The organism is Microbacterium sp. GbtcB4 (assembly GCF_019091465.1).
Taxonomy (GTDB): domain Bacteria; phylum Actinomycetota; class Actinomycetes; order Actinomycetales; family Microbacteriaceae; genus Microbacterium; species Microbacterium paraoxydans.
In genome coordinates, this window is sequence record NZ_JAGXJJ010000007.1 from 157,873 (window position 1) to 180,803 (window position 22,931).

Sequence of the window (22,931 nt, forward strand, 5' to 3'; positions counted from 1 at the left end):
GTCAGACCTTCGCGAGCCCGCGGATCGGGCTGACCGACTGCTTCTCCTCATGGTCCGGACCGAGCGGGATGCCCGAGCGGTCGCGCAGCAGGAGCGTGGCGACGAGGCCGAGGAGGGTCATGCCCGCGAGGTACCAGGTGACCGCCTCGGTGGAGCCTGTCTGATCGACGATGAACGTCGCGATCGTGGGCGCGAAGGCGCCACCGGCGATCGCGCCGATCGCGTACGAGATGGAGACACCGGAGAACCGGATGCTCGCGGGGAACAGCTCGGTGTACAGCGCCGCCTGCGGCCCGTAGGTGAAACCCAGGCCGATCGTGAGGATCGCGAGACCCGCGAACAGCAGCCCCACGTCACCCGTGTTGACGAGCGGGAACAGCGTGAACACGCCGACGAGCTGGAGCACCCAGCCGATGAGGTAGGTCGTGCGACGGCCGATGCGGTCGGACACCCAGCCGGCCAGCAGCGTGGTGAGCAGCCAGGTCACGGCCGATCCGGTGACCGCCCACAGCACGGGCCCGCGCTCGAGGCCGATGGGCCCCTCGGGGTTCGTGGCGTAGCCCTGGATGTAGCCGCCGGTGGTCATGTAGCCCACGGCGTTGTTCCCGGCGAAGACGAGGGCCGCGATGATGACGAGCAGCAGGTGCTTACGGAAGAGCTGCACGATCGGCATCTTCGCCTTCTCCTTGCGCTCGGCGAGCTCAGCGAACACCGGGCTCTCCTCCACCCGACGGCGGACGTAGTAGCCCACGAGGATCAGCACGACGCTCAGCAGGAACGGCACGCGCCAGCCCCACGCGAGGAACTGGTCGCCCGGAGCGATCGCGGTCATCAGCGCCATGACGCCCGACGCGAGCAGCAGGCCGAGCGGCACGCCGATCTGCGGGGAGGCGCCGAAGATGCCGCGCTTCTTGCGCGGGGCGTGCTCGACGGCCATCAGCACCGCGCCGCCCCACTCGCCGCCAGCCGAGATGCCCTGCACGATGCGCAGCAGCACGAGGAGGATCGGCGCCATCACGCCGATGGTCTCGTAGGTGGGGAGCAGACCGATCAGGGCGGTCGCAGCCCCCATGAGGATCAGCGTCCACATCAGCACGGCCTTGCGGCCGAGCTTGTCGCCGTAGTGGCCGGCGAGGAACGCGCCGAGGGGCCGGAAGAGGAAGCTCACACCGACCGTGGCGAAGCCGACGAGAGCGCTGTTGGCACCGAGCGGCGCGAAGAAGAGCTGTCCGAAGACCAGCCCGACCGCCGTGGCGTAGATGAAGAAGTCGTACCACTCGACGGTGGTCCCGACGACGGTGGCGAAGACGACACGACGCCGGTCGGCCGCCGTCGCGATGGTTCCGGTGGGCGTGAACCCACCCTGTGACTGCCCGCTCATGGGGTGTCTCCTTTGTGCTTGTGACCGCGTTGTCACGGCGCGCCCGGACGTGAATCCGATCTGCTTGCCGAGGGGTGAGACGATGATATATGATTTCGGATACGACGCACAACGCGTCCTGACGAGCGCGAGGAGGCGCATCCGTGACGGACACCATCGCCCGCCCGGGGAAGATCATCGCGATCCACCTGAGCTACGCCTCGCGGGCCGACCAGCGTGGTCGACGCCCCGCCCACCCCTCCTATTTCTTCAAACCGGCCAGCTCGGTCGGGGTCTCCGGCGGCACCGTCGAGCGCCCCGCCGGTACCGAGCTGCTCGCGTTCGAGGGGGAGATCGCGCTGATCATCGGCGCCCCGGCCCGCCGGGTCGCCCTCGCCGACGCCTGGGACCACGTGCAGTGGGTGACCGCCTCGAACGACCTCGGTCTCTACGATCTGCGCGCCAACGACAAGGGCTCCAACGTCCGCTCCAAGGGCGGCGACGGGTACACCCCGCTCGGCCCCGAGCTGATCGACGCCCGCACGGTCGACCCTGCGGCCCTCCGCATGCGCGCCTGGGTGAACGGCGAGCTCCGCCAGGACGACACCACCGCCGGGCTCATCTTCCCGCTGGCCCAGCTCGTCGCCGACCTCTCCCAGCACTTCACACTGGAGACCGGCGACGTGATCCTCACCGGCACCCCCGCGGGCTCGTCGGTCATCGTCCCCGGCGACGTGGTCGAGATCGAGGTCGACGCCCCGGACACCCCCGGCGCCCCCACGTCCGGCCGTCTGGTCACGACCGTCACGCAGGGGGATGTCCCCTTCGACGGCGACCTCGGCTCGCTCCCCGCGGTCGACGACCTCCAGCGCTCCGAGGCCTGGGGCTCCCGCGAGCTCGCCGGCCTGCCCGTCGAGAACACGGCGCCCACGCTCACCCCGGAGCTCCGCGCGCAGCTCCTCGAAGCCCCCACCGCGGGCCTCTCGGCGCAGCTGCGCAAGCGCGGACACCACTCCTGCTTCATCGACGGGGTCTCCGCCAACCTCCCGGGCACGAAGATCGTCGGCACCGCGAAGACCCTCCGCTTCGTGCCGTTCCGCGAAGACCTCTTCCGCACCCACGGCGGTGGGTACAACGCCCAGAAGCGCGCGTTCGACGCGGTCGCCGAAGGCGAGGTCATCGTCATCGAGGCCCGCGGCGACGCGACCACCGGCACGCTCGGCGACATCCTCGCCCTGCGCGCGCAGACCCGCGGCGCGGCGGGCGTGGTCACCGACGGCGGTGTGCGCGACTTCCAGGCCGTCGCTGAGATCGGGCTCCCGGTCTTCTCGCAGGGCGCGCACCCCTCCGTGCTCGGCCGCAAGCACGTGCCGTGGGACGTCGACGTGACGATCTCGTGCGGCGGTGCCACCGTGCAGCCCGGCGACATCATCGTCGGCGACAGCGACGGCGTGATCGTGATCCCCCCGGCTCTCGCCTCCGAGGTCGCCGCCGACGCCGTGGCCCAGGAGATCGAGGACGCCTGGATCGCCGAGCAGGTCGCCGCCGGGCACCCGGTCGACGGCCTCTTCCCGATGAACGCCGAGTGGCGCGCCCGCTACGAGCAGGCGACAGGCACCGGAGCGGAGCGGAAGTGAGCACGGTCGAGAGCGCCAGCAAGTCGGAGCAGGCGTACGCCTGGATCCGCGCGCGCATCTCGGCGCACACCTACGGTCCCGGCTACCGCCTGGTCCTCGGTCCGATCGCCGAGGAGCTGGGGATGAGCGTGGTCCCGGTGCGCGAGGCGATCCGCCGCCTGGAGGCCGAGGGGCTCGTGACCTTCGAGCGCAACGTCGGCGCCCGCGTGACCCTCGTGGACGAGGGCGAGTACGCCCACACGATGCAGACGCTCGGACTCGTCGAAGGGGCGGCCACCGCGCTGTCCGCTCCCCTGCTCGACGCGGACGCGCTCGCGCAGGCCGCCGAGGTCAACGAGCGCATGAGCCGCCTGCTCGACCACTTCGACCCGCACACGTTCACCGAGCTCAACCGGCAGTTCCACTCCGTGCTGTTCGAGCCGTGCCCCAACCCGCACCTGCTCGACCTCGTGCACCGCGGCTGGGCCCGGCTGTCCGGCATCCGCGACTCGACCTTCGCCTACGTGCCCGGCCGCGCCCACCACTCGGTCGACGAGCACACCCAGATCCTCGAGCTGATCCGCGACGGCGCCGAGCCGCTGGAGATCGAGCTCGCCGCCCGCAACCACCGGTGGCGCACGAGGGACGCGTTCCTCGACGCCCTGCACACCCGTTCCGTCCCCGCCGAAGGAGAAGCAACATGACCGACTCCCGCATCCCCGCCGACCTGCCCGACCACATCCAGCACTACATCGACGGCGCCTTCGTCGACTCGATCGACGGCGACACGTTCGACGTGCTCGACCCGGTGACGAACCAGACCTACACGACGGCCGCCGCCGGCAAGAAGGCCGACATCGAGCGGGCCGTCGCCGCCGCCAAGCGCGCCTTCGACGAGGGGCCCTGGCCGCGCATGCTCCCCCGCGAGCGCTCGCGCGTGCTGCACAGGATCGCCGACATCGTCGAGTCGCGCGACGCCCGCCTCGCAGAGCTGGAGTCCTACGACTCCGGCCTGCCGATCACGCAGGCCCTCGGTCAGGCCCGCCGCGCCGCCGAGAACTTCCGCTTCTTCGCCGACCTGATCGTCGCCCAGGCCGACGACGCCTTCAAGGTGCCGGGCAAGCAGATGAACTACGTCAACCGCAAGCCGATCGGCGTCGCCGGGCTCATCACCCCGTGGAACACGCCGTTCATGCTCGAGTCCTGGAAGCTCGGCCCCGCGCTCGCGACCGGCAACACGGTCGTCCTCAAGCCGGCCGAGTTCACGCCCCTCTCCGCCTCGCTGTGGGCGGGCATCTTCGAGGAGGCGGGCCTGCCGCAGGGCGTCTTCAACCTCGTCAACGGCCTCGGCGAAGACGCCGGCGACGCGCTGGTGAAGCACCCCGACGTGCCGCTCATCTCCTTCACCGGCGAGAGCCGCACGGGGCAGATCATCTTCGGCAACGCCGCGCCGTTCCTCAAGGGCCTGTCGATGGAGCTCGGCGGCAAGTCGCCCGCCGTGGTCTTCGCAGACGCCGACCTGGAGGCCGCCGTCGACGCCACCATCTTCGGCGTCTTCTCCCTCAACGGCGAGCGCTGCACCGCCGGGTCCCGCATCATCGTGGAGCGCTCGATCTACGACGAGTTCGTGGAGCGCTATGCCGCGCAGGCGCAGCGCGTCAAGGTCGGCTACCCGCACGACCCCGAGACCGAGGTCGGCGCGCTCGTGCACCCCGAGCACTACGACAAGGTGATGTCCTACGTCGAGATCGGCAAGACCGAGGGCCGCCTGGTCGCCGGCGGCGGTCGTCCCGAGGGCTTCGAGGAGGGGAACTTCGTCGCCCCGACGGTGTTCGCCGACGTCGCCCCCGACGCCCGCATCTTCCAGGAGGAGATCTTCGGCCCGGTCGTCGCCATCACCCCGTTCGACTCCGACGAGGAGGCGCTGGCGCTCGCGAACAACACGAAGTACGGCCTCGCGGCCTACATCTGGACGAACGACCTCAAGCGCGCCCACACGTTCGCGCAGTCCGTCGAGGCCGGCATGGTGTGGCTGAACAGCAACAACGTCCGTGACCTCCGCACGCCGTTCGGCGGCGTGAAGGCGTCGGGCCTGGGCCACGAGGGCGGCTACCGCTCCATCGACTTCTACACCGACCAGCAGAGCGTGCACATCACGCTCGCCTCGACCCCGCACAACCCGACGTTCGGCAAGAACTGACGCCCGCCGGACACAAGCAAGGACGCTGACATGACCGACAAGACCGCCAAGACCCTCACCTCCTCCGGCTACTACGTGAGCCAGGAGGCCCCGATCCAGAGCGACAACCCCGTCGCGACGCCCCGGAGCACGCCGCCGGACATCCTGCGCTGCGCGTACATGGAGCTCGTCGTGACCGATCTGGCCGCCTCGCGGCAGTTCTACGTCGACATCCTGGGCCTGTACGTGACCGAGGAGGACGACGAGGCGATCTACCTGCGCTCGACCGAGGAGTTCATCCACCACAACCTCGTGCTGCGTCAGGGGCCGATCGCCGCGGTCGCCGCGTTCTCGTACCGGGTGCGCGCCGCGGAGGACCTCGACCGCGCCGTGGAGTTCTACACGGAACTCGGCTGCGACGTCCGTCGTCAGGAGAACGGCTTCGTGAAGGGCATCGGCGACTCCGTGCGCGTCGTCGACCCGCTCGGCTTCCCGTACGAGTTCTTCTACGCCACCGAGCACGTGGAGCGCTTGTCGTGGCGGTACGACCTGCACACCCCCGGCGAGCTCGTGCGCCTCGACCACTTCAACCAGGTCACCCCCGACGTGCCGCGCGCGGTGCGCCACTACCAGGACCTCGGCTTCCGCGTGACGGAGGACATCCAGGACGACGAGGGCACCGTGTACGCCGCGTGGATGCGCCGCAAGCCGACCGTGCACGACACCGCGGCGACGGGCGGCGACGGTCCGCGCATGCACCACGTCGCCTTCGCGACGCACGAGAAGCACAACATCCTCGCGATCTGCGACAAGCTCGGGGCGCTGCGCCGCTCCGACGCCATCGAGCGCGGCCCCGGCCGGCACGGCGTCTCCAACGCGTTCTACCTCTACCTGCGCGACCCGGACGGCCACCGCGTCGAGATCTACACGCAGGACTACTACACGGGCGACCCGGACAACCCGGTCGTCACCTGGGACGTGCACGACAACCAGCGCCGCGACTGGTGGGGCACCCCGGTGGTGCCCTCCTGGTACACCGATGCCTCGCTCGTGCTCGACCTCGACGGCAACCCGCAGCCCGTCGTCGCCCGCACGGACTCCAGCGAGATGGCCGTGACGATCGGCGCCGACGGTTTCTCCTACACCCGCGCGGATGAGGGCGAAAAGTCGATGCCGGAGTACAAGCAGGGCGAGTACAAGCTCGGCCACCAGCTCTAGGAGACGCTCATGCTGTCTGAGGAGACCATCGCGCAGATCGCCGCGGAGCTCGCGGAGGCCGACCGCACGCACGGGGTGATCCCGCGCATCACGGCGCGGTACCCCGAGGCGACCGTGGAGGACTCCTACGCCATCCAGGGCGTGTGGCGGGATTCGCAGGTCGCGGCCGGCCGCCGGCTGGTCGGGCGCAAGATCGGCCTGACCTCGAAGGCCATGCAGCAGGCGACGGGGATCACCGAGCCCGACTACGGCGTCATGTTCGACGACACCGTGTACGAGTCCGGCGCGGAGATCCCCACGGATCACTTCTCCAATGTCCGCATCGAGGTCGAGCTCGCGTTCGTGCTCAAGGAACCACTGGAGGGCCCCGACTGCACGCTGGAGGACGCCCTCGCCGCGATCGACTACGCCGTGCCGGCCCTCGAGGTGCTGAACTCGCACATCGAGCTCGAGGGCCGCACGATCGTCGACACCATCAGCGACAACGCCGCCTACGGGGCGATGGTGCTGGGGACGGTGCGCAAGCGCCCGGACGAGATCGACCTGCGCTGGGTGCCCGGCGTGCTGTCCCGCAACGGGGAGATCGAGGAGACCGGCGTCGCCGCCGGGGTGCTCGGGCATCCGGCCACCGGAGTGGCGTGGCTCGCGAACAAGTTCCATCAGCACGGCGCGCGTCTGGAGGCGGGCGAGATCATCCTGGCAGGATCGTTCACACGCCCGATGTGGGTGTCGCGCGGCGACGAGGTGCTGTGCGACTACGGACCGATGGGGACCATCACATGCCGCTTCGTCTAGATCCGTCCTTCCGCGCGCAGCTCGCCGCGTCCGATCGTCCCTTCGTGGGGATGTGGGTGTGCTCCGGCAGCCCGCTGCTCGCCGAGGTCGCCGCGGGCTCCGGACTGGATTGGCTGCTCATCGACATGGAGCACTCGGCGAACACGCTTGATTCCGTGCTGACCCAGCTCCAGGCGGTCGCGGCCTATCCTGTCGCCCCGCTCGTCCGGGTGCCCTTCAACGATGCGGTCGCGATCAAGCAGGTCCTCGACCTCGGCGCGCAGAACCTCATCGTGCCGATGGTGTCGTCCGCCGACGAGGCCAGGGCCGCCGTGGCCGCGACCCGCTATCCCCCCGAGGGCGTCCGCGGGGTCGGCAGCGCCCTCGCCCGCAGCGCCCGCTGGAACCGCGTCGACCGCTACCTGCAGGAATCCGCGCAGCACGTGTCGCTGACGGTGCAGATCGAGACGGCCGCGGGGGTCGAGGCCGCCGCCGACATCGCCGCGGTCGACGGGGTGGACGCGGTGTTCGTCGGGCCCTCCGACCTGTCCGCGTCGATGGGCCTGCTCGGACAGCAGACGCATCCGGACGTGGTCGCCGCCGTCGAGTCGGTGTTCGCCGCGGTCCACGCCGCAGGGAAGCCCGTGGGCGTGAACGCCTTCGACCCCTCCGCCGCCGACGCGTATCTCGCGGCGGGTGCGGACTTCGTGGCCGTCGGCGCCGACGTCGCCCTCCTCGCCCGCGCCTCCGAGGCCCTCGCCGCCCGCTTCGTCGCCCGCTCCGACGCCTCCGGCCGCCCCAGCTACTGACTTCGAGTCGCGCACCTGGCTCCATCCGCGGCCGGAATGGGGCCATTTGCGCGATTCGAAGCGGCCGGGAAGGATGAGCCGGTGCACAGACTGGCGGCGATGCAGGACCGCAACTTCCGGTGGTTCTTCCTCGCGCGCGCCCTGACGCTCGTCACGGGCTCGATGTCGGCCATCGCCCTGGCCTTCGCGGTGCTCGAGATCGACAACGACGCCCGGTCGCTCTCGGTCGTACTGGCCGCCTTCACGATCAGCAACATCGTGTTCGTCCTGTTCGGGGGCGTCGTCGCCGACCGCCTCCCCCGCGCCCTCATCATCCAGTCGTGCTACGTCGTGGACATCCTGTCGGTCGGAGCCATGGCCGCTCTCCTGTTCACCGGCACGGCCACGGTCCCGCTCCTCGCCGTGCTCTCCGCGATCAACGGCGCCTCGTCCGCGTTCGTGCTCCCCGCGATGCAGGGCATCATCCCGCAGCTGACCACCCCCGCGCACCTCCAGCAGGCGAACGCGATGCTGTCGTTCGTCCGCTCGGCCGTCACGATCGGCGGCCCGGTCATCGCCGGGGTCCTGGTGGCCACCGCGGGACCCGCGTGGGCCATGGTCGTGCAGGCGGCGGGCTGGCTGCTCGCGATCCCGGTCCTCGCGCTCGTGAAGCTCCCGCCCCCCGCGGCCTCCGGCGGCACCACGATGTTCCACGACCTCCGGGTGGGATGGCACGAGTTCTGGAGCCGCTCCTGGCTGTGGACCATCGTGCTCGCCTTCATGATCATGAACGCGATCCACGTCGGCGCCTGGGGCGTCGTCGGCCCGTACATCGCGAAGAACGACGATCGCCTCGGCATCTCCGGCTGGGGGTGGGTCGTGAGCGCAGAGGGTGCAGGGGTCCTCGTGATGACCCTGCTGCTGATGTGGTTCCCGCTCCGCCGGCCTCTGCGCTACGGGATGATCGGGATGGCGGCGTTCGCCCTGCCGCTCACCCTCCTCGGCGTGCACCCGGCCGTGGTCCTGCTCGCGATGGCCGCGTTCGTCGCCGGGGCCGGGGCCGAGGTCTTCGCGACCGGCTGGAACCTCGCGATGATGGAGAACATCCCCGGGGAGAAGCTCTCGCGGGTCGCGAGCTACGACATGCTCGGCAGCTTCGTCGTGATGCCCATCGGCACGCTCGTGTACGGCTGGCTCGTCACGCACGCGGAGCCGGCCACCGTGCTCACCACCTCCGCGGTCCTCTATGCGGCGATCGCCCTGATCACCCTGCTCGTCCCCTCGGTGTGGCGGATGGGGCGGCCCGCGGCGGCCGTCCCGGAGCGCGCGGGAGTGGCGGATTCATAGCAATCCCGGCGAGACTGTGGGCATGACCTTCCCCCCGCTGCAGCCCCTCGCCGACCGTGCCGCCCTCTTCACCGCGCTCCGCCAGGACGCCCTCTCCGCGGCCGCCGATGCTCTCGGCGAGCACCGGTGGGACGCCGACCTCGCGGCGGGGACCCTGACCTTCACCGCGAACGACGACCCGACCCGGCAGCTCGTGACGCGCGCGCACCTCATCGCCACGATCGCCCCGGGCCCGCGCTCGCTGCTGTGGGCGTGGGCGCACCCCCAGGGCGACCCCCAGGGCGTCGCGGCGCAGCTCCGCGCGTACGGCGAGCAGCACGGGATCGCCGAGCTCACCGCCCCGGAGGTCCCGTTCCCGGCCGATGCCCCGGGCGACGCGGAGTGGATCGCCCGCGCGGCGCACACGATCGGCGGCGTGGCGGTGGAGCTCACCGGACGCTCCCCGTACTACTCGGCCCCCGTCGACGGCGGCACCCGCGCGGTGTTCCTGCTCGACGCCCCGCTCGCCCCGCTCACGGTCGCCGACACGGTGGTGGCCCTCCCCCGCACCCTCGCGCAGACGCCCCTTCCCGACGCCCGCACGGCGGTCTGGGACCTCGCTCGTCTCGCCGGGTGGACCCTCGCCTGGACGGACGAGTCCTTCTCCGGCGCCACGGTGACCGACGCCTCGGGCACCGCGACGATCCGCTTCGACGAGCAGGCCCGGATCAGCGGCGTGGAGAGCTCGCTGCACGGCCAGGGCTGAGTCCGCAGAATCGCACGAACGCCGCAGGGATCCCGGGGATCCCTGCGGCGTTCGTGTGAATCTGCGACGTGGTGCGGAGGTCACACCGTCCGCTCGGCCGCCTCGACGACGTTGGTCATGAGCAGGGCGACCGTCATCGGCCCCACCCCTCCCGGATTCGGCGACAGGTACCCGGCGACCTCGGCGACCTCGGGAGCGACGTCACCGAACACGAGGTTCTTGCCGGTCTCCGGATCAGTCTCGCGGGTGACGCCCACATCCAGCACCGCGGCTCCGGGCTTGACGTCCTCGGCGCGGATGAGGTGCTTGACCCCCGCGGCCGCGACGATCACATCGGCCTCTCGCAGGTAGCGCGGCATGTCGACCGTGCCGGTGTGCGTCAGCGTGACCGTGGCGTTGAGGTCGCGACGGGTCAGCAGCAGCCCGATCGAGCGCCCGATCGTGACACCGCGACCGACGACCACGACGTGCTTGCCCTTGAGGTCGTAGTCGTTGCGCAGCAGCAGCTCGATGACACCGCGCGGGGTGCACGGCAGCGGCGTGTGGATCGGCGCGTTGACGTTGAGGACGAGACGCCCGAGGTTGGTCGGGTGCAGCCCGTCCGCGTCCTTCGCCGGATCGATCCGCTCCAGGATCGCGTCGGTGTCGAGGTGCTTCGGCAGCGGCAGCTGCACGATGTACCCGTGGCAGGCGGGATCGGCGTTGAGCTCGTCGATCAGCGCCTCGACGTCGGCCTGGGTGGCATCAGCCGGCAGCTCGCGCTGGATCGAGTTCATCCCGATCGCCTCCGACTGCCGGTGCTTCATGCCCACGTAGAGCTGCGAGGCGGGGTCGGCTCCCACCAGCACCGTGGCGATGCCGGGGGTGACGCCCTTCTCCTTCAGCGCGGCGACCCGCTCCGTCAGCTCGGCACGGATCTCGGCCGCCGCCGCCTTGCCGTCGAGGACGACCGCGGTCACTGCTGCAGGTCCGGGTAGAGCGGGAAGGCCGCGGCGAGCGCGTCCACGCGAGCGCGGAGCGCCTCGATGTCGGCACCCGGGAGCAGCGCGAGGGCGATGATGTCGGCCACCTCGGTGAACTCGGCGTCGCCGAAGCCGCGGGTCGCGAGCGCCGGCGTGCCGATGCGGAGACCCGAGGTCACCATCGGCGGACGCGGGTCGTTCGGCACGGCGTTGCGGTTCACGGTGATGTGGATGTCGTGCAGGAGGTCCTCCGCCTGCTTGCCGTCGATCTCGGCGTCGCGGAGGTCGACGAGCACGAGGTGCACGTCCGTCCCGCCCGAGCGCACGGCGATGCCGGCGTCCTTCACGTCCTGCTGCGACAGGCGCTCGGCGATGAGCTTCGCCCCGCGCAGCACGCGCTCCTGGCGCTCCTTGAACTCCGGCGTGCCGGCGAGCTTGAACGCGGTCGCCTTCGCCGCGATCACGTGCATGAGCGGACCGCCCTGCTGACCGGGGAAGACCGCGGTGTTGATCTTCTTGGCGAGGTCGGCGTCGTTGGTGAGGATGAAGCCCGAGCGGGGGCCGCCGATGGTCTTGTGCACCGTGGAGGACACGACGTGCGCGTGCGGCACCGGGTTGGGGTGCAGGCCGGCGGCGACGAGGCCGGCGAAGTGCGCCATGTCGACCCAGAGGATCGCGCCCACCTCGTCGGCGATGGCGCGGAAGGCGGCGAAGTCCATCGTGCGCGGGTAGGCGGACCACCCGGCGATGATGACCTTGGGCTTGTGCTCGATCGCGAGGCGGCGGACCTCGTCCATGTCGATCGTCGAGGTCTCGGCGTCGACCCCGTAGGCCACGATGTCGTACAGGCGCCCGGAGAAGTTGATCTTCATGCCGTGCGTGAGGTGGCCGCCCTGGTCGAGCGAGAGGCCGAGCAGGGTGTCGCCGGGGCGGGCGATCGCGTGCAGCACAGCGGCGTTCGCGGACGCACCGGAGTGCGGCTGGACGTTCGCGAACTCCGCGCCGAACAGGCTCTTGGCGCGGGAGATCGCGAGCTCCTCCGCGACGTCGACCTCCTCGCAGCCGCCGTAGTAGCGGCGGCCGGGGTAGCCCTCGGCGTACTTGTTGGTGAGCACCGAGCCCTGCGACTGCAGGACCGAGACGGGGACGAAGTTCTCCGAGGCGATCATCTCGAGGAAGGTCTGCTGACGCTTCAGCTCGCGATCGAGGACCTCGGCGATCTCCGGGTCGACCTCGGAAAGCGGGGCGTTGAAGTAACGGTCGGTCATGACGTGCTCCTTTTGACGACGGATTCGAAAAGGGTGTTCCTATCGGCCCAGGCGCGCGGTCGAATTCCGTGGTCAGTCGCTCCCCGGTGGTTGTCCACCCAGACGCCAGTCGCGACGGTTACGAGCATAGCCGATGCGCGACCCCGCGCACGCGGCCGTTTCGGGCACCGTGCCCGCCGTCCGCAGAATCGTTTCGATCCCCCTGTTCCCTTGCGGCGATCCGACGGCTAGGTTTTGTTCATGGTCCTACCTCTTGATCTGCCCCTCGTTCCCGCTCCGGTGTCCGCGAAGGCCAGGGAGGGACGTCTGCCGCTCGCCGCGACGACGCGCGTGCTCGGCTCCTCCCCCGCCGCCGGACAGCTGATCGACGCCGTCGAACGCCGCACCGGCCTCCGCCTCACCGAGGTGGACTCCGGCCCCGCCGAGATCGAGCTCTTCGTCGACGCGGCGTCGTCCGCGCCGGAGGGCTACACGCTCGAGGTCGGCGACCGCGCCATCCTCATCGGCGCCGACGAGGCGGGGCTCTTCTACGGGGTCCAGACGCTGCTGCAGCTGCTTCGGGAAGACGACGCGGGCTGGGCGCTGCTCCGCGCCGACATCGCGGACGCCCCGCGCTTCGCCCGCCGCGGCGTGATGCTCGACGTGGCGCGGCACTTCTTCGGCGTCGAGGACGTGAAGCGGTTCATCGACAGCACGAGCGCGCTGAAGTTCAACCACCTGCACCTGCACCTCACCGACGACCAGGGCTGGCGCGTGCACATCGACTCGTGGCCGCTGCTCACCGAGCGGGCCGCCGCCACCGCGGCCGACGGCGCCCCCGGCGGCTTCTACACCAAGGACGACTACCGCGAGATCGTGGCGTACGCGGCCGCACGCCACATGATCGTGATCCCTGAGGTCGACCTTCCCGGCCACACCCACGCGATCGGCGTGGCTTACCCGGAGTTGGTCGAGGCCCCGGTCCTGAACGACGCGCTGGTCACCCAGTCCGAGCAGCTCGGCCAGCCGCTCCCCGTGGCCGGAGAGCCCTACCTGGGCTGGGGCGTCGGGCACTCCAGCGTGCGCATCCACGAGGAGGAGACGTACCGGTTCGTCCGCGACGTCGTCCGCGAGCTCGCCGAGATGACCCCGGGGCCCTACATCCACATCGGGGGCGACGAGTCCCTCGGCACGCCCCAGGCCGACTTCGACCTCTTCGCGGAGCGCGCGACGGCGATCGTCGTCGAGGAGGGCAAGACCCCGGTCGCGTGGCACGAGATGGGGTCGGCAGCCGGCATCGCCCGCGGCACGATCGGCCAGTACTGGGGCATGACGACGCCGACGGGCACGCATGCCGAGGAGGCCGCGCACTTCGTCGAGCGCGGCGGAGCCCTGATCATGTCGGCGGCGGATGCGACATACCTCGACATGAAGTACACCGCCGAATTCCCGCTCGGCCTCACCTGGGCCGCGATCATCGACGTCCGTCGCGCGTACGAGTGGGAGCCGACCGCCGTGCTCGCCGTGCCGGACGAGGCGATCCTGGGGATCGAGGCGCCGCTGTGGTCCGAGACCACCCGCACACTCGACGAGGTGGAGCAGCTCGTGTTCCCCCGTGCCGCCGCGCAGGCCGAGATCGCCTGGTCGCCGCGCGAGGGCGTGGGCCGCACGTGGGAGTCGTTCCGCGCCCGGGTCGGCGCCCTCGCGCCGCTGTGGAAGGCTGAGGGGGTCGATTTCCACCCCGCCCCCGATATCCCCTGGAGCGCCCGTTGAAGACCCTCTCCTCCGCGACCGGTTCCCTGGTCATCCACTCCGTCCGCCTCGTCGACCGCGGGGAGATCGTCGAGGACGGCTGGGTGCGCATCGAGGACGGCGTCGTGGCGTCCCGCGGCACCGGAACGGACTGGGAGCCCGCGACCGAGGTCGTGGACGGCGCGGCGGTGGCGGGCGCGGGCGCGCTGCTCACGCCGGGCTTCGTCGACATCCACGGTCATGGCGGAGCGGGCGCGGCGTACGACGACGGTGTGGACGCGATCCGGACCGGACGGGATCTGCACCGCGAGCACGGCACCACCAGGGCCGTCATCTCGCTCGTCACCGGCACGATCGACGACCTCGCCCGCAGTGTCGCCCTGATCGCCGCCCTGACCAGGACCGATGCGGACGTGCTCGGCTCGCACCTGGAGGGGCCGTTCCTCGACCCCGGTCACCACGGCGCCCATGAGCCCTCGCTGCTGCGGCACCCCGTCGCGGCCGACGTGGCCCGTCTGCTGGAGGCCGGAGAAGGCACCGTCCGTCAGGTCACCATCGCGCCGGAGCTCCCCGGCGGGATCGACGCCGTCCGTCAGATCGTCGCGGCGGGGGCCGCGGCAGCGGTGGGGCACACCGACGCCGACGCCGCCATGGCCGTCGCCGCCTTCGAAGCCGGCGCCTCGCTGCTGACCCACGCGTTCAACGCGATGCCCGGCATCCACCACCGCGCCCCCGGTCCGGTGCTTGCCGCGGCCACCGATCATCGAGTGATCCTGGAGGCCATCGCCGACGACGTGCATCTCGATCCGCACGTCGTCAAGCTCGTGTTCGACGCGGCGCCGCGTCGGGTGGCGCTCATCACCGACGCCATGGCCGCGGCCGGGAGCGCCGACGGCAAGTACGACCTCGGTGCGGTGAAGGTCACCGTCGAGAACGGCGTGGCCCGCGCGGACGACACCGGCTCGATCGCCGGCTCCACGCTGACTCAGGATGTCGCCCTGCAGCGGGCGGTGGCGGCCGGCGTCCCCCTTCCGGAGGTCGTGCGGGCGCTCACGGAGACCCCGGCCCGCGCGATCGGACGCGAGGCGCACCTCGGCGCGCTGCGGCCCGGCCTGCTCGGCGATGCCGTGCTTCTGGACGCGGAGCTGCGCGTCGCGCGGGTCTGGTCGGGACCGGCGCTGCCCGCCTAGGAGGACAGCGCTGCGCGCGACGCGCAGCGCTGCGGTCTCCGGTCGATCGGACGAGATGCGGCGCCGGATTCCCCAGATCGGCGTCGCGCGTCTCGCAAGGTGGGAGTGGAGGGCCGCCGTTCTCCCCAGATCGGCGGCCCTTTCCCTCCCGCTCGAGCGGGCGGGGCCGGGAGCTCCTCCCCCGAGGATCCCGACCCGCCCACTGGTGCAGTACCCCCCGCACCAGCGCCGGAACTCCGCCCCCCGGTGGAGTCCATTTCGGCTGTCTCTACGGGATGAGACGAAGGGGCGCCCGGTTCATTACGCGGTTCTCTGAAAAAAGTTCAGAAAACTTTCCGGGCGGTCTGCGCCGGGCACCGCGGAGCCCTCCCGAGCATCTCCTCCGAGTCCGCACCGGGGCTGGCCACCATGCCGATTTCGCGAGAGAATGGTCTGACCGCGTAATGAAAGACGCCTTCTCGCGTCTCTCCTCCTGGGGACGGCTGTGTGCCCCGGGACCAGATGGATGACAGTGCACCGAGAGAACACCACACCAGACGAGACCATCGGCGATGCCGATCTGATCCTCCGCGTCCGCTCCGGCGACAAGGGGGCGTTCGGGGAACTCTGGAGACGGCACTACCCGTCCGGCATGGCCGTCGCCCGATCGGTGACATCCTCGATCGATCCGGACGACCTGGTGCAGGAGTCCTATACCCGCATCTACCAGGCGATCCTCAAGGGCGGCGGCCCCAACGGCTCGTTCCGCGCCTACCTCTTCACCAGCATCCGCAACACCGCCGCTGCGTGGGGACGCGCACGCCGCGAGACCGCGATCGACGAGCTCGACACGGTGGCCGACCCGGACAGCACCGAGCACGCCACGAACGAGGCCCTCGACCGCAGTCTCACCGCGCAGGCCTTCCGCAGCCTCCCGTCGCGATGGCAGGAAGTGCTCTGGTACACCGAGATCGAGCAGATGAAGCCCCAGGAGGTGGCCCCGCTCCTCGGCATGAAGGCGGGCGCGGTCTCGCAACTCGCCTTCCGCGCCCGTGAAGGGTTGCGTGAGGCCTGGATCCAGGCGCACCTGCGCAGCGCGAGCCCCGGCTCTGAATGCCAGTGGACCATCGAGCACCTCGGTGCCTACTCGCGCGGCAACCTCGCGACCCGCGACCACCGTCGCCTGGAGCTGCACCTCGACGAGTGCGCCCGCTGCATGATCGTCGCGGCCGAGGCCAAGGACGTCTCCAAGCGCCTCGCACTCGTCCTGCTCCCGCTCGTCCTCGGTGCCACCGGCGCCTCCGGGTACCTCGCAGCTCTTCAGGGCGGTGCGCCGGTCCTGGCAGTGGCGGGGATGTCGTCGACCATTCCGGGTGCGGTCTTCGTCGGCGACGGCGGCATCGGTCAGGCCGCGGCAGCCGGCTCCGGCGCCGCCGGGTCGGGAGCCGGCTCCGCCGGCGGCACGGGCGCGAGCACGGGTGGCGTCTTCACGGGCATGGGCGCCGTCGTCGGTGCCGGGTCCGCCGCCCTCGTGGTGGCCGGAGTGGTCGCCGCTGCGGCGATCGTCCCCGGCCTCACCGGTTCGAACCCGGCGACCTCGCTGCCCAGCGCCTCCGACACCGATCCGTCGTCGATCACGACCGACATCGCGCCGGACTCGTCGCTCGACCTCGACGAGCCCGTGGTGATCGAGACGCCGGACGTCGAGCAGCCGCCGGCTCCGCCCGCAGAGGACGAGGCGGCTCCGCCGGTCTTTTCGGAGACCGGACCCGACGCGGCTCCCGCCGCCCCCGTGGTCGTCCCCGCGCTCCCCGAGGCCACGCTGCCGCCCGTCGCTCCCGTGGACCCGGTCGATCCCGTGGATCCGGTAGACCCCGTGGACCCGGTAGACCCCGTCGACCCGGTAGACCCCGTCGACCCGGTAGACCCCGTCGACCCGGTAGACCCCGTCGACCCGGTGGACCCCGTCGACCCGGTGGACCCCGTCGACCCGGTAGGCCCCGCGATCCCCACGGACCCGCCCACCTGGAGCACCGCCGACGTCTGGTTCGGCGACGATCTGCACTGGTACTACTTCGTGCCGATCGAAGGCGCCCCGGGTGCGATCGTGCAGGCCCTTCTCGCTGGCGAACTCGCCGACAGCGTCGTCCTGGGCGAGGCTGGCACCGGCACCCTCGAACTCCGCACTTCGTGGGACCAGTTCTTGAACGCCGACCTCGTGCCGGTGACGTTCCGGTACTACCTGCCGTCCGGCGAGGCGGGCCCCTCGTCCGACACGACGCTCTACGCACTGGAGCCCCAGGGCGCGGGCGCGGATGAGCGCACGGCGGCTTCTGCTCCCGTCGAGCAGACGGCGGTCGTCATCGACGAGGCCGAACCGGTGGCCCCTCCGGTCGATGAGGTCACGGCGCCCACCACCCCCGAGGAGAACGCGCCACCGGTCGACGAGGCCGCGGACACCGTTGAGCCGGAGCCTGCTGCAACGGCGCCGACGGAGCCCGCACCGGCCCCCGAAGCTGCACCGGCCGCCGAAGCTGCACCGGCCGTACCGGCCGAGGAGGCCCCGGCCGCGGAGGCCCCGGCTCCGGCGGAGGACGCTCCGGTCGCGGAATAGACTGGACGCATGACCCCGGATTCCTCCCCTGTCGCCGGCGTCGATCGTCCGGCCCTCACGGCCCTCGACATCGTGCGCGTGGTCGTCCTCATCGCAGCGATCGCCTCGCTCGCCCTGTGGGGGTTCGCCAGCTGGGAGCTGCCGTGGAACATCGTGATCGGCGTGGGGGCGCCCGTCGTCGCCCTCCTGCTGTGGGCGCTCTTCCTCTCCCCCCGTCCCGTGCTCCGGGTGCACCCCTTCCTCCGCGCCGTCGTGGAGCTCTTCATCTACGTCGGCGTGACCATCGCCTGGTGGTCCATGGGCCAGGCCCTCATCGGCACGGCCTTCGCGCTGGTGGCCGTCGTCGCCGGGGTCCTCAGCGGACGCCGCGCCCTGGCATGAGCGCACGGTCGTGAGCGCCGTCTCGCTGCTCCGCGACGCCCTCGGGGCGCGCGTGGACGTCAGCGAGCAGGCGAGGCATGACGCCACGGCCGACCGCTCCGGCCATGCCGCGGTGGGTCTCCCCCTGGCCGTCGTCCACGCGGAGAGCGTGGACGACGTGCAGCAGACCATGCGCATCGCCTCGGCTACGCGCACCCCCGTCGTCGTGCGCGGCGCCGGGACCGGGCTCGCCGGGGCCGCCAACGCCGGCGATGGAGAGATCGTCCTCTCCCTCCGCCGTATGGACGCCGTCCTCGAGGTGCGGCCGGACGACCTCCTCGCCGTGGTCGAACCCGGGATCCTCAACGCCGACCTCAACGCGCATCTGGCGGCCCAGGGACTCTGGTGGCCGCCCGACCCCGCCAGTCGTGACATCTCCACCGTCGGCGGCAACATCGCGACCGGAGCCGGCGGACTGCTCTGCGCGAAGTACGGCGTCGTCCGCGATGCGGTCCTCGGCGTCGACCTCGTCCTCGCCGACGGGCGCCTGTTGCACCTCGGGCACCGCAGCGTGAAGGGCGTCACCGGGCTCGACCTCACCGCCCTCGTCGTGGGGTCGGAGGGAACGCTCGGCGTCGTCGTCGGGGCCACGCTCAAGCTGCGCCGCCTGGTGCCGGGCGAGACCTGCACCGTGACGGCGACCTTCCCCGGCGTGCGCGCGGCGGCCGCAGGATCTGCGGCGGTGACCGCCGCGGGGATCCAGCCCGCCATCATGGAGCTCATGGATGCCGCGAGCCTCGCCGCCGTCCACGCCCTGCTCGCCCTCCCCGCGCCGACCCCGGGCGCCGCACAGCTGACGATCCAGACCGACGGTCCGGCCGCGCGCGCAGAGGCGGACGCCATCGCCGCGATCCTGAGCGCCCACGAGGGCGTTCCCGTGGTCTCGCACGACCCCGTCGAGGGCGATCGTCTGCTCGCGATCCGACGGTCGATGCACGCCGCGATGGCGTCCCTCGGGACCACGCTCATCGAGGACGTCTCGGTACCGCGGAGCGCGATGCCGGCCATGTTCGACGAGATCGCCCGGATCGAGCGGCAGTTCGACATGGTGATCCCGACGGTGGCCCATGCCGGCGACGGCAACCTGCACCCGAACTTCATCTTCGAGGGCCCGGAGACCCCGCCGCAGGTGTGGGCGGCGGCCGACGAGCTCTTCCGCGCCGCGATCCGGCTGGGCGGAACCCTCACCGGCGAGCACGGCATCGGCGTCCTCAAACGGCGCTGGCTGGCCGACGAGCTCGGCGAGGATCAGTGGCGCCTCCAGCGCGACATCGCCGCGGTCTTCGACCCGCTCGGCATCCTCAACCCCGGAAAGGTCTTCTCCCCCGATGCCTGACATCCATGTGAGCGCCGCCGTGATCGTCGATACGCAAGGGCGGGTCCTCGTCGTCCGCAAGCACGGCACGACCCGCTTCATGCAGCCCGGAGGCAAGCCGGAGCCGGGCGAGTCGCCCGTCGAGACCCTCATCCGCGAGCTGCACGAGGAGCTCGGCCTCGAACTCGCGGAGTCCGACCTGCGCCCTTTGGGCCGCTTCGTGTCGGCGGCCGCCAATGAACCGGGTCACCGCGTCGTGGCCGATGCCTTCGCGACCTCGGTGGATCCGGCGACGGTGCAGGTGCAGGCCGAGCTCGCCGAGCTGCGCTGGATCACCCCGGACGACGCCGCAGCGCTCCCGCTGGCCCCGCTGAGCGTCGAGCATCTGCTGCCGCTCGCGTGGCCGGCCGGAGCGCGCTAGCGCCCCGGATCAGATGCCCTGCCAGGCCGGCTTGTTCGCGAACGTGTAGCGGTAGTAGTCGGCGAGCTGCAACTTCGAGGCGGCGGCCTCGTCGACGACGACGGTCGCGTGCGGGTGCAGCTGGATGGCCGACCCGGGCAGCAGCGCGGTGACCGGCCCCTCGACCGCACCGGCCACGGCCTCGGCCTTGCCTTCGCCGAACGCCAGCAGCACGAGGTGGCGCGCTTCCAGGATGGTCCCCAGCCCCTGCGTGATGCAGTGCATCGGGACATCGTCGATCGAGTCGAAGAAGCGGGCGTTGTCCTCGCGGGTCTGCTCCGTCAGGGTCTTCACCCGGGTGCGGGAGGCGAAGGAGGATCCGGGCTCGTTGAACCCGATGTGCCCGTCGGTGCCGATGCCGAGGATCTGCAGGTCGACCCCGCCCGCCGCGGCGATGGCCGCGTCGTAGTCCTCACCGGCGTGCTGGATGGTGGCCTCCGCGCCGTTCGGCACGTGGATGCGCTCCGGGTCGAGGCCGAGCGGCTCGACCACCTCGCGCGTGATCACCGATCGGTAGCTCTCCGGGTGGGACGGGTCGATCCCGACGTACTCGTCGAGCGCGAAGCCGCGCACCTGCGAGACGTCGCGCCCCGCCAGGCGGCTGCGGAGTGCCTGGTAGACGGGCAACGGCGTCGATCCGGTCGCGAGCCCCAGGACGGCGTCCTGGCGACGGTCGATGAGCTCGACGATCTCGGTGGCGACCAGGGCGCCGGCGGCCTCGGCATTCTCGACGATGACGACCTCAGCCATGCGGAACGATCTCCTTCTCAGAAATGGATGCGCCCACCAGAGCGGCGCCGAAGGCGGCGGCGGGGGAACCCGCGGGGAGCAGTTCGATTCTCTCATCCAGCCGCAGGGATTTCAGGAACGGTGACGCCTGGGCGCCCGCGTGCAGGGCGGCGCGGATCCCGTCCGCTAGACGACCGCCGAGCGCGGTGAGACCGCCGCCGATGACCACGGTCTCGACGTCGGCCGACAGCACGAGCACGCGCACGGCCGCTGCCGCACCGAAGAAGAGGTCCGCCTGCAGCGCCAGAGCGTGCGGATCGCCCGCGTCCGCCGCCTCGACGATGTCCTTGACGCGCAGTGCGCCGGGACGCCCCCAGGCCTTGGCCAGCGCCCCGCCGCCGCAGAAGGTCTCCACGCAGCCGCGCTGTCCGCAGCCGCACAATCGGCCGCGCGGGTCGACCGAGAGGTGCCCGACCTCCCCCGCGGTCCCCCGCGCGCCGCGCCAGATGCGGCCGTCGACGACGATGCCGGCTGCGACGCCGGTGCCGAGGTTCAGGTAGGCCATCGAGCCGGCGACGTCGCTCAGGACGGCGGCGCCGAGCGCAGCCGCTTTCACGTCGTTCTCCACCCGGAAGGGGACGCCCAGCGCCTGCTCGGCGCGCGCCGCGAGGTCGAGCGACTCCACGCCGAGGTTCACGGCGTGGAGCACACGGCCGGTCTCCGCGTCCACGACGCCGGGGATGCCGATGCCGGCGGAAGCGACGGCGGACAGCGGCAGCCCGCTCTCCTCGGCGAGGGCGGCGACGGTGGAGACGATGCTGTCGACGACGGCGTCCTCTCCCCACCCGGTCGGGCGACGCAGGCGGGCGAGGATCGTCCCGGCCGGGTCCACGGCGACGGCGTCGATCTTGGTGCCGCCGACGTCCAGACCCACGCGAAGGGGCCGACCGGCGCGGTCGGCCGAGGCGGGGACGATCATCGGATGCCGTTCCCGGTCATGGTCGCGGAGGTCACGACACCCCCAGCTGCCCCGAGAGCACCATCACCGCGGCGCCTCGGAGCACGATGTCGTCCTGACGGGTGAGCCGCACCATGACGTCCTCGAAGACGCCTTCGAGCGTCCGCGCGTGGAGCGTCTCGACGGCCGCGTCGATGAGCGTGCCGTCCAGCAGCTCAGCGGGCCCGGAGAGCACGACCTCGGACAGGTCCAGGGCGGCGACGATCGGGGCGATCGCGATCGCCATGCGGGTCCCGGAGTCGCGGAGGATCTCCTCGCGCGCGGCCGGGTCGGCGTCGAGCGCCTCCTGCATGCGACTCACGCTCAGCCAGGCCTCGAGGCAGCCGATCTTGCCGCACGCGCAGCGAGGCCCGCCGTCCGTGCCGACGACGACGTGACCGATCTCCCCTGCGGCGAAACGGCTGCCGAGGAGCGGCTGGCTGCCGGTGATCAGCCCTGCGCCCACGCCTCGGCCGATCTTGATCAGCATGAAGTCGGCTTCCGCCTCGCCGAACGTGTACTCGGCGAGGACCGCGGCATTGGCGTCGTTCCGCGCCAGCACGGGCAGGTCGAGGTCGGCGCTGAGCTTCGCCTCCAGCGGGAAGTCGGTCCAGCCGAGGTTGGGCGAGCTGAGGACGAGGCCGTCCGGACGCACGACACCCGGGGTGCCGATGCCCACGCCGAGCACCGGCTGCGTGGCGATCTCGACGAGGGTCTGCGCGAGGCCGCGAAGCGCGTCGTACGCCGCGTCGCCGTCCGGCGTCTCCGGACGCGGCACCTGCCGCCGCTCCAGGACGTCGCCGTCGAGGCTGAGCACGGCCCCCTCGAACGCGGTCGGTCCGGACAGGTCGAGCCCGATGATCTGATGCCCCACCCGGTCGATGTCGATGAGGATCGGCGGCTTTCCGGGCCCGACCGCCTCGCGGACGCCGATCTCGACGACGATGCCGTCGGCGATGAACTCCGCGACGAGGTCGGAGATCGTGACCCGCGTGAGGCCCGTCTCGCGGGAGAGGTCAGCGCGGCTCATCGCCCCCGAGTGGTAGAGCGTCTGCAGCACGAGCGCGCGGTTATGGCCGCGGGCGTGCTCGGGGAGCACCTTGGTGCGCGAACGGAGATGCCGCGCAGGGCCGAAGGCGTGCGCGTTCGCGGCGACGAAGTCTGTCGTCGCCGCGGGGCGCTGATCATCCGAAACGGACATGTTTGTTAGTAGACCTTACGAACAGGAATTGTGCAACT

General features: G+C 71.4%; 20 protein-coding genes and 1 riboswitch. Of the genes, 14 read left to right on the plus strand and 6 right to left on the minus strand.

What is annotated here, in order from left to right:
• Position 1 precedes the first annotated feature (1 nt).
• Positions 2-1,381, minus strand: a complete 1,380-nt coding sequence (locus tag KVS71_RS12775; RefSeq protein ID WP_217584731.1) for an MFS transporter — start codon at positions 1,379-1,381, stop codon at positions 2-4.
• A 143-nt stretch (positions 1,382-1,524) separates the two neighbouring features.
• Here KVS71_RS12775 and KVS71_RS12780 point away from each other — a divergent pair, with 143 nt between their 5' ends.
• The 8 genes from KVS71_RS12780 to KVS71_RS12815 all read left to right on the plus strand — a co-directional run bounded on the left by KVS71_RS12780 (position 1,525) and on the right by KVS71_RS12815 (position 10,027).
• Positions 1,525-2,997 (plus strand): fumarylacetoacetate hydrolase family protein, encoded by a 1,473-nt coding sequence (locus KVS71_RS12780; protein WP_217584732.1) that lies wholly within the window; start codon positions 1,525-1,527, stop codon positions 2,995-2,997.
• Positions 2,994-3,680, plus strand: a complete 687-nt coding sequence (locus KVS71_RS12785) for a GntR family transcriptional regulator (protein WP_144880746.1) — start codon at positions 2,994-2,996, stop codon at positions 3,678-3,680. The genes KVS71_RS12780 and KVS71_RS12785 overlap by 4 nt, the downstream gene beginning before the upstream one ends.
• A complete protein-coding gene (hpaE, locus tag KVS71_RS12790; protein WP_025103810.1) occupies positions 3,677-5,176 on the plus strand; it encodes a 5-carboxymethyl-2-hydroxymuconate semialdehyde dehydrogenase in 1,500 nt (499 codons plus the stop codon). The genes KVS71_RS12785 and hpaE overlap by 4 nt, the downstream gene beginning before the upstream one ends.
• A 30-nt stretch (positions 5,177-5,206) precedes the next feature.
• The gene (gene hpaD / locus KVS71_RS12795) at positions 5,207-6,373 is read left to right on the plus strand and encodes a 3,4-dihydroxyphenylacetate 2,3-dioxygenase (protein ID WP_105949396.1); all 1,167 of its coding nucleotides are present in this window, start codon (positions 5,207-5,209) and stop codon (positions 6,371-6,373) included.
• 9 nt (positions 6,374-6,382) lie between these two features.
• Positions 6,383-7,168: a fumarylacetoacetate hydrolase family protein gene (locus tag KVS71_RS12800; protein ID WP_060922855.1), complete on the plus strand. Its 786-nt coding sequence runs from the start codon at positions 6,383-6,385 to the stop codon at positions 7,166-7,168.
• The gene (locus KVS71_RS12805; RefSeq protein ID WP_217584733.1) at positions 7,153-7,956 is read left to right on the plus strand and encodes an HpcH/HpaI aldolase/citrate lyase family protein; all 804 of its coding nucleotides are present in this window, start codon (positions 7,153-7,155) and stop codon (positions 7,954-7,956) included. Before KVS71_RS12800 ends, KVS71_RS12805 begins: the two co-directional genes overlap by 16 nt.
• A gap of 81 nt (positions 7,957-8,037) precedes the next feature.
• Positions 8,038-9,282 (plus strand): MFS transporter, encoded by a 1,245-nt coding sequence (locus KVS71_RS12810; RefSeq protein ID WP_217584734.1) that lies wholly within the window; start codon positions 8,038-8,040, stop codon positions 9,280-9,282.
• Positions 9,283-9,304: 22 nt separating this feature from the next.
• Complete coding sequence (locus KVS71_RS12815; RefSeq protein ID WP_217584735.1) at positions 9,305-10,027, plus strand: DUF6882 domain-containing protein; 723 nt, start codon at positions 9,305-9,307, stop codon at positions 10,025-10,027.
• An 80-nt stretch (positions 10,028-10,107) separates the two neighbouring features.
• Here KVS71_RS12815 and KVS71_RS12820 read toward each other — a convergent pair whose 3' ends face one another.
• A complete protein-coding gene (locus KVS71_RS12820) occupies positions 10,108-10,986 on the minus strand; it encodes a bifunctional methylenetetrahydrofolate dehydrogenase/methenyltetrahydrofolate cyclohydrolase (RefSeq protein ID WP_025103804.1) in 879 nt (292 codons plus the stop codon).
• Complete coding sequence (gene glyA / locus KVS71_RS12825) at positions 10,983-12,257, minus strand: serine hydroxymethyltransferase (RefSeq protein ID WP_025103803.1); 1,275 nt, start codon at positions 12,255-12,257, stop codon at positions 10,983-10,985. Before glyA ends, KVS71_RS12820 begins: the two co-directional genes overlap by 4 nt.
• A gap of 38 nt (positions 12,258-12,295) precedes the next feature.
• Positions 12,296-12,380: riboswitch (ZMP/ZTP riboswitch) on the minus strand.
• Positions 12,381-12,497: 117 nt separating this feature from the next.
• Here glyA and KVS71_RS12830 point away from each other — a divergent pair.
• The 6 genes from KVS71_RS12830 to KVS71_RS12855 all read left to right on the plus strand — a co-directional run bounded on the left by KVS71_RS12830 (position 12,498) and on the right by KVS71_RS12855 (position 19,927).
• On the plus strand, positions 12,498-14,009 hold the full coding sequence (locus tag KVS71_RS12830; RefSeq protein WP_105949393.1) for a family 20 glycosylhydrolase: 1,512 nt from the start codon (positions 12,498-12,500) through the stop codon (positions 14,007-14,009).
• Positions 14,006-15,178, plus strand: coding sequence for an N-acetylglucosamine-6-phosphate deacetylase (locus KVS71_RS12835; protein ID WP_105949392.1), 1,173 nt, complete (start codon positions 14,006-14,008; stop codon positions 15,176-15,178). Before KVS71_RS12830 ends, KVS71_RS12835 begins: the two co-directional genes overlap by 4 nt.
• Before the next feature lie 505 nt (positions 15,179-15,683).
• Complete coding sequence (locus KVS71_RS12840) at positions 15,684-17,771, plus strand: sigma-70 family RNA polymerase sigma factor (protein ID WP_217584736.1); 2,088 nt, start codon at positions 15,684-15,686, stop codon at positions 17,769-17,771.
• A gap of 9 nt (positions 17,772-17,780) precedes the next feature.
• Positions 17,781-18,152, plus strand: a complete 372-nt coding sequence (locus KVS71_RS12845; RefSeq protein WP_060922849.1) for a YrdB family protein — start codon at positions 17,781-17,783, stop codon at positions 18,150-18,152.
• A gap of 10 nt (positions 18,153-18,162) precedes the next feature.
• Positions 18,163-19,527 carry an FAD-binding oxidoreductase gene (locus KVS71_RS12850; RefSeq protein ID WP_060922848.1) on the plus strand — a complete coding sequence of 455 codons (1,365 nt, stop codon included), beginning with the start codon at positions 18,163-18,165 and terminating at the stop codon, positions 19,525-19,527.
• Positions 19,520-19,927, plus strand: coding sequence for an NUDIX domain-containing protein (locus KVS71_RS12855; protein WP_060922847.1), 408 nt, complete (start codon positions 19,520-19,522; stop codon positions 19,925-19,927). Before KVS71_RS12850 ends, KVS71_RS12855 begins: the two co-directional genes overlap by 8 nt.
• Before the next feature lie 9 nt (positions 19,928-19,936).
• Here the strand turns inward: KVS71_RS12855 and nagB are convergent, their stop codons facing one another.
• The 3 genes from nagB to KVS71_RS12870 are packed head-to-tail and all read right to left on the minus strand — an operon-like array spanning position 19,937 to position 22,893.
• Positions 19,937-20,716 carry a glucosamine-6-phosphate deaminase gene (gene nagB, locus KVS71_RS12860; protein ID WP_060922846.1) on the minus strand — a complete coding sequence of 260 codons (780 nt, stop codon included), beginning with the start codon at positions 20,714-20,716 and terminating at the stop codon, positions 19,937-19,939.
• Complete coding sequence (locus KVS71_RS12865) at positions 20,709-21,674, minus strand: ROK family protein (RefSeq protein ID WP_217584737.1); 966 nt, start codon at positions 21,672-21,674, stop codon at positions 20,709-20,711. The genes nagB and KVS71_RS12865 overlap by 8 nt, the downstream gene beginning before the upstream one ends.
• A gap of 31 nt (positions 21,675-21,705) precedes the next feature.
• Positions 21,706-22,893, minus strand: a complete 1,188-nt coding sequence (locus tag KVS71_RS12870) for an ROK family transcriptional regulator (RefSeq protein ID WP_060922844.1) — start codon at positions 22,891-22,893, stop codon at positions 21,706-21,708.
• Between the last annotated feature and the right edge of the window lie 38 nt (positions 22,894-22,931).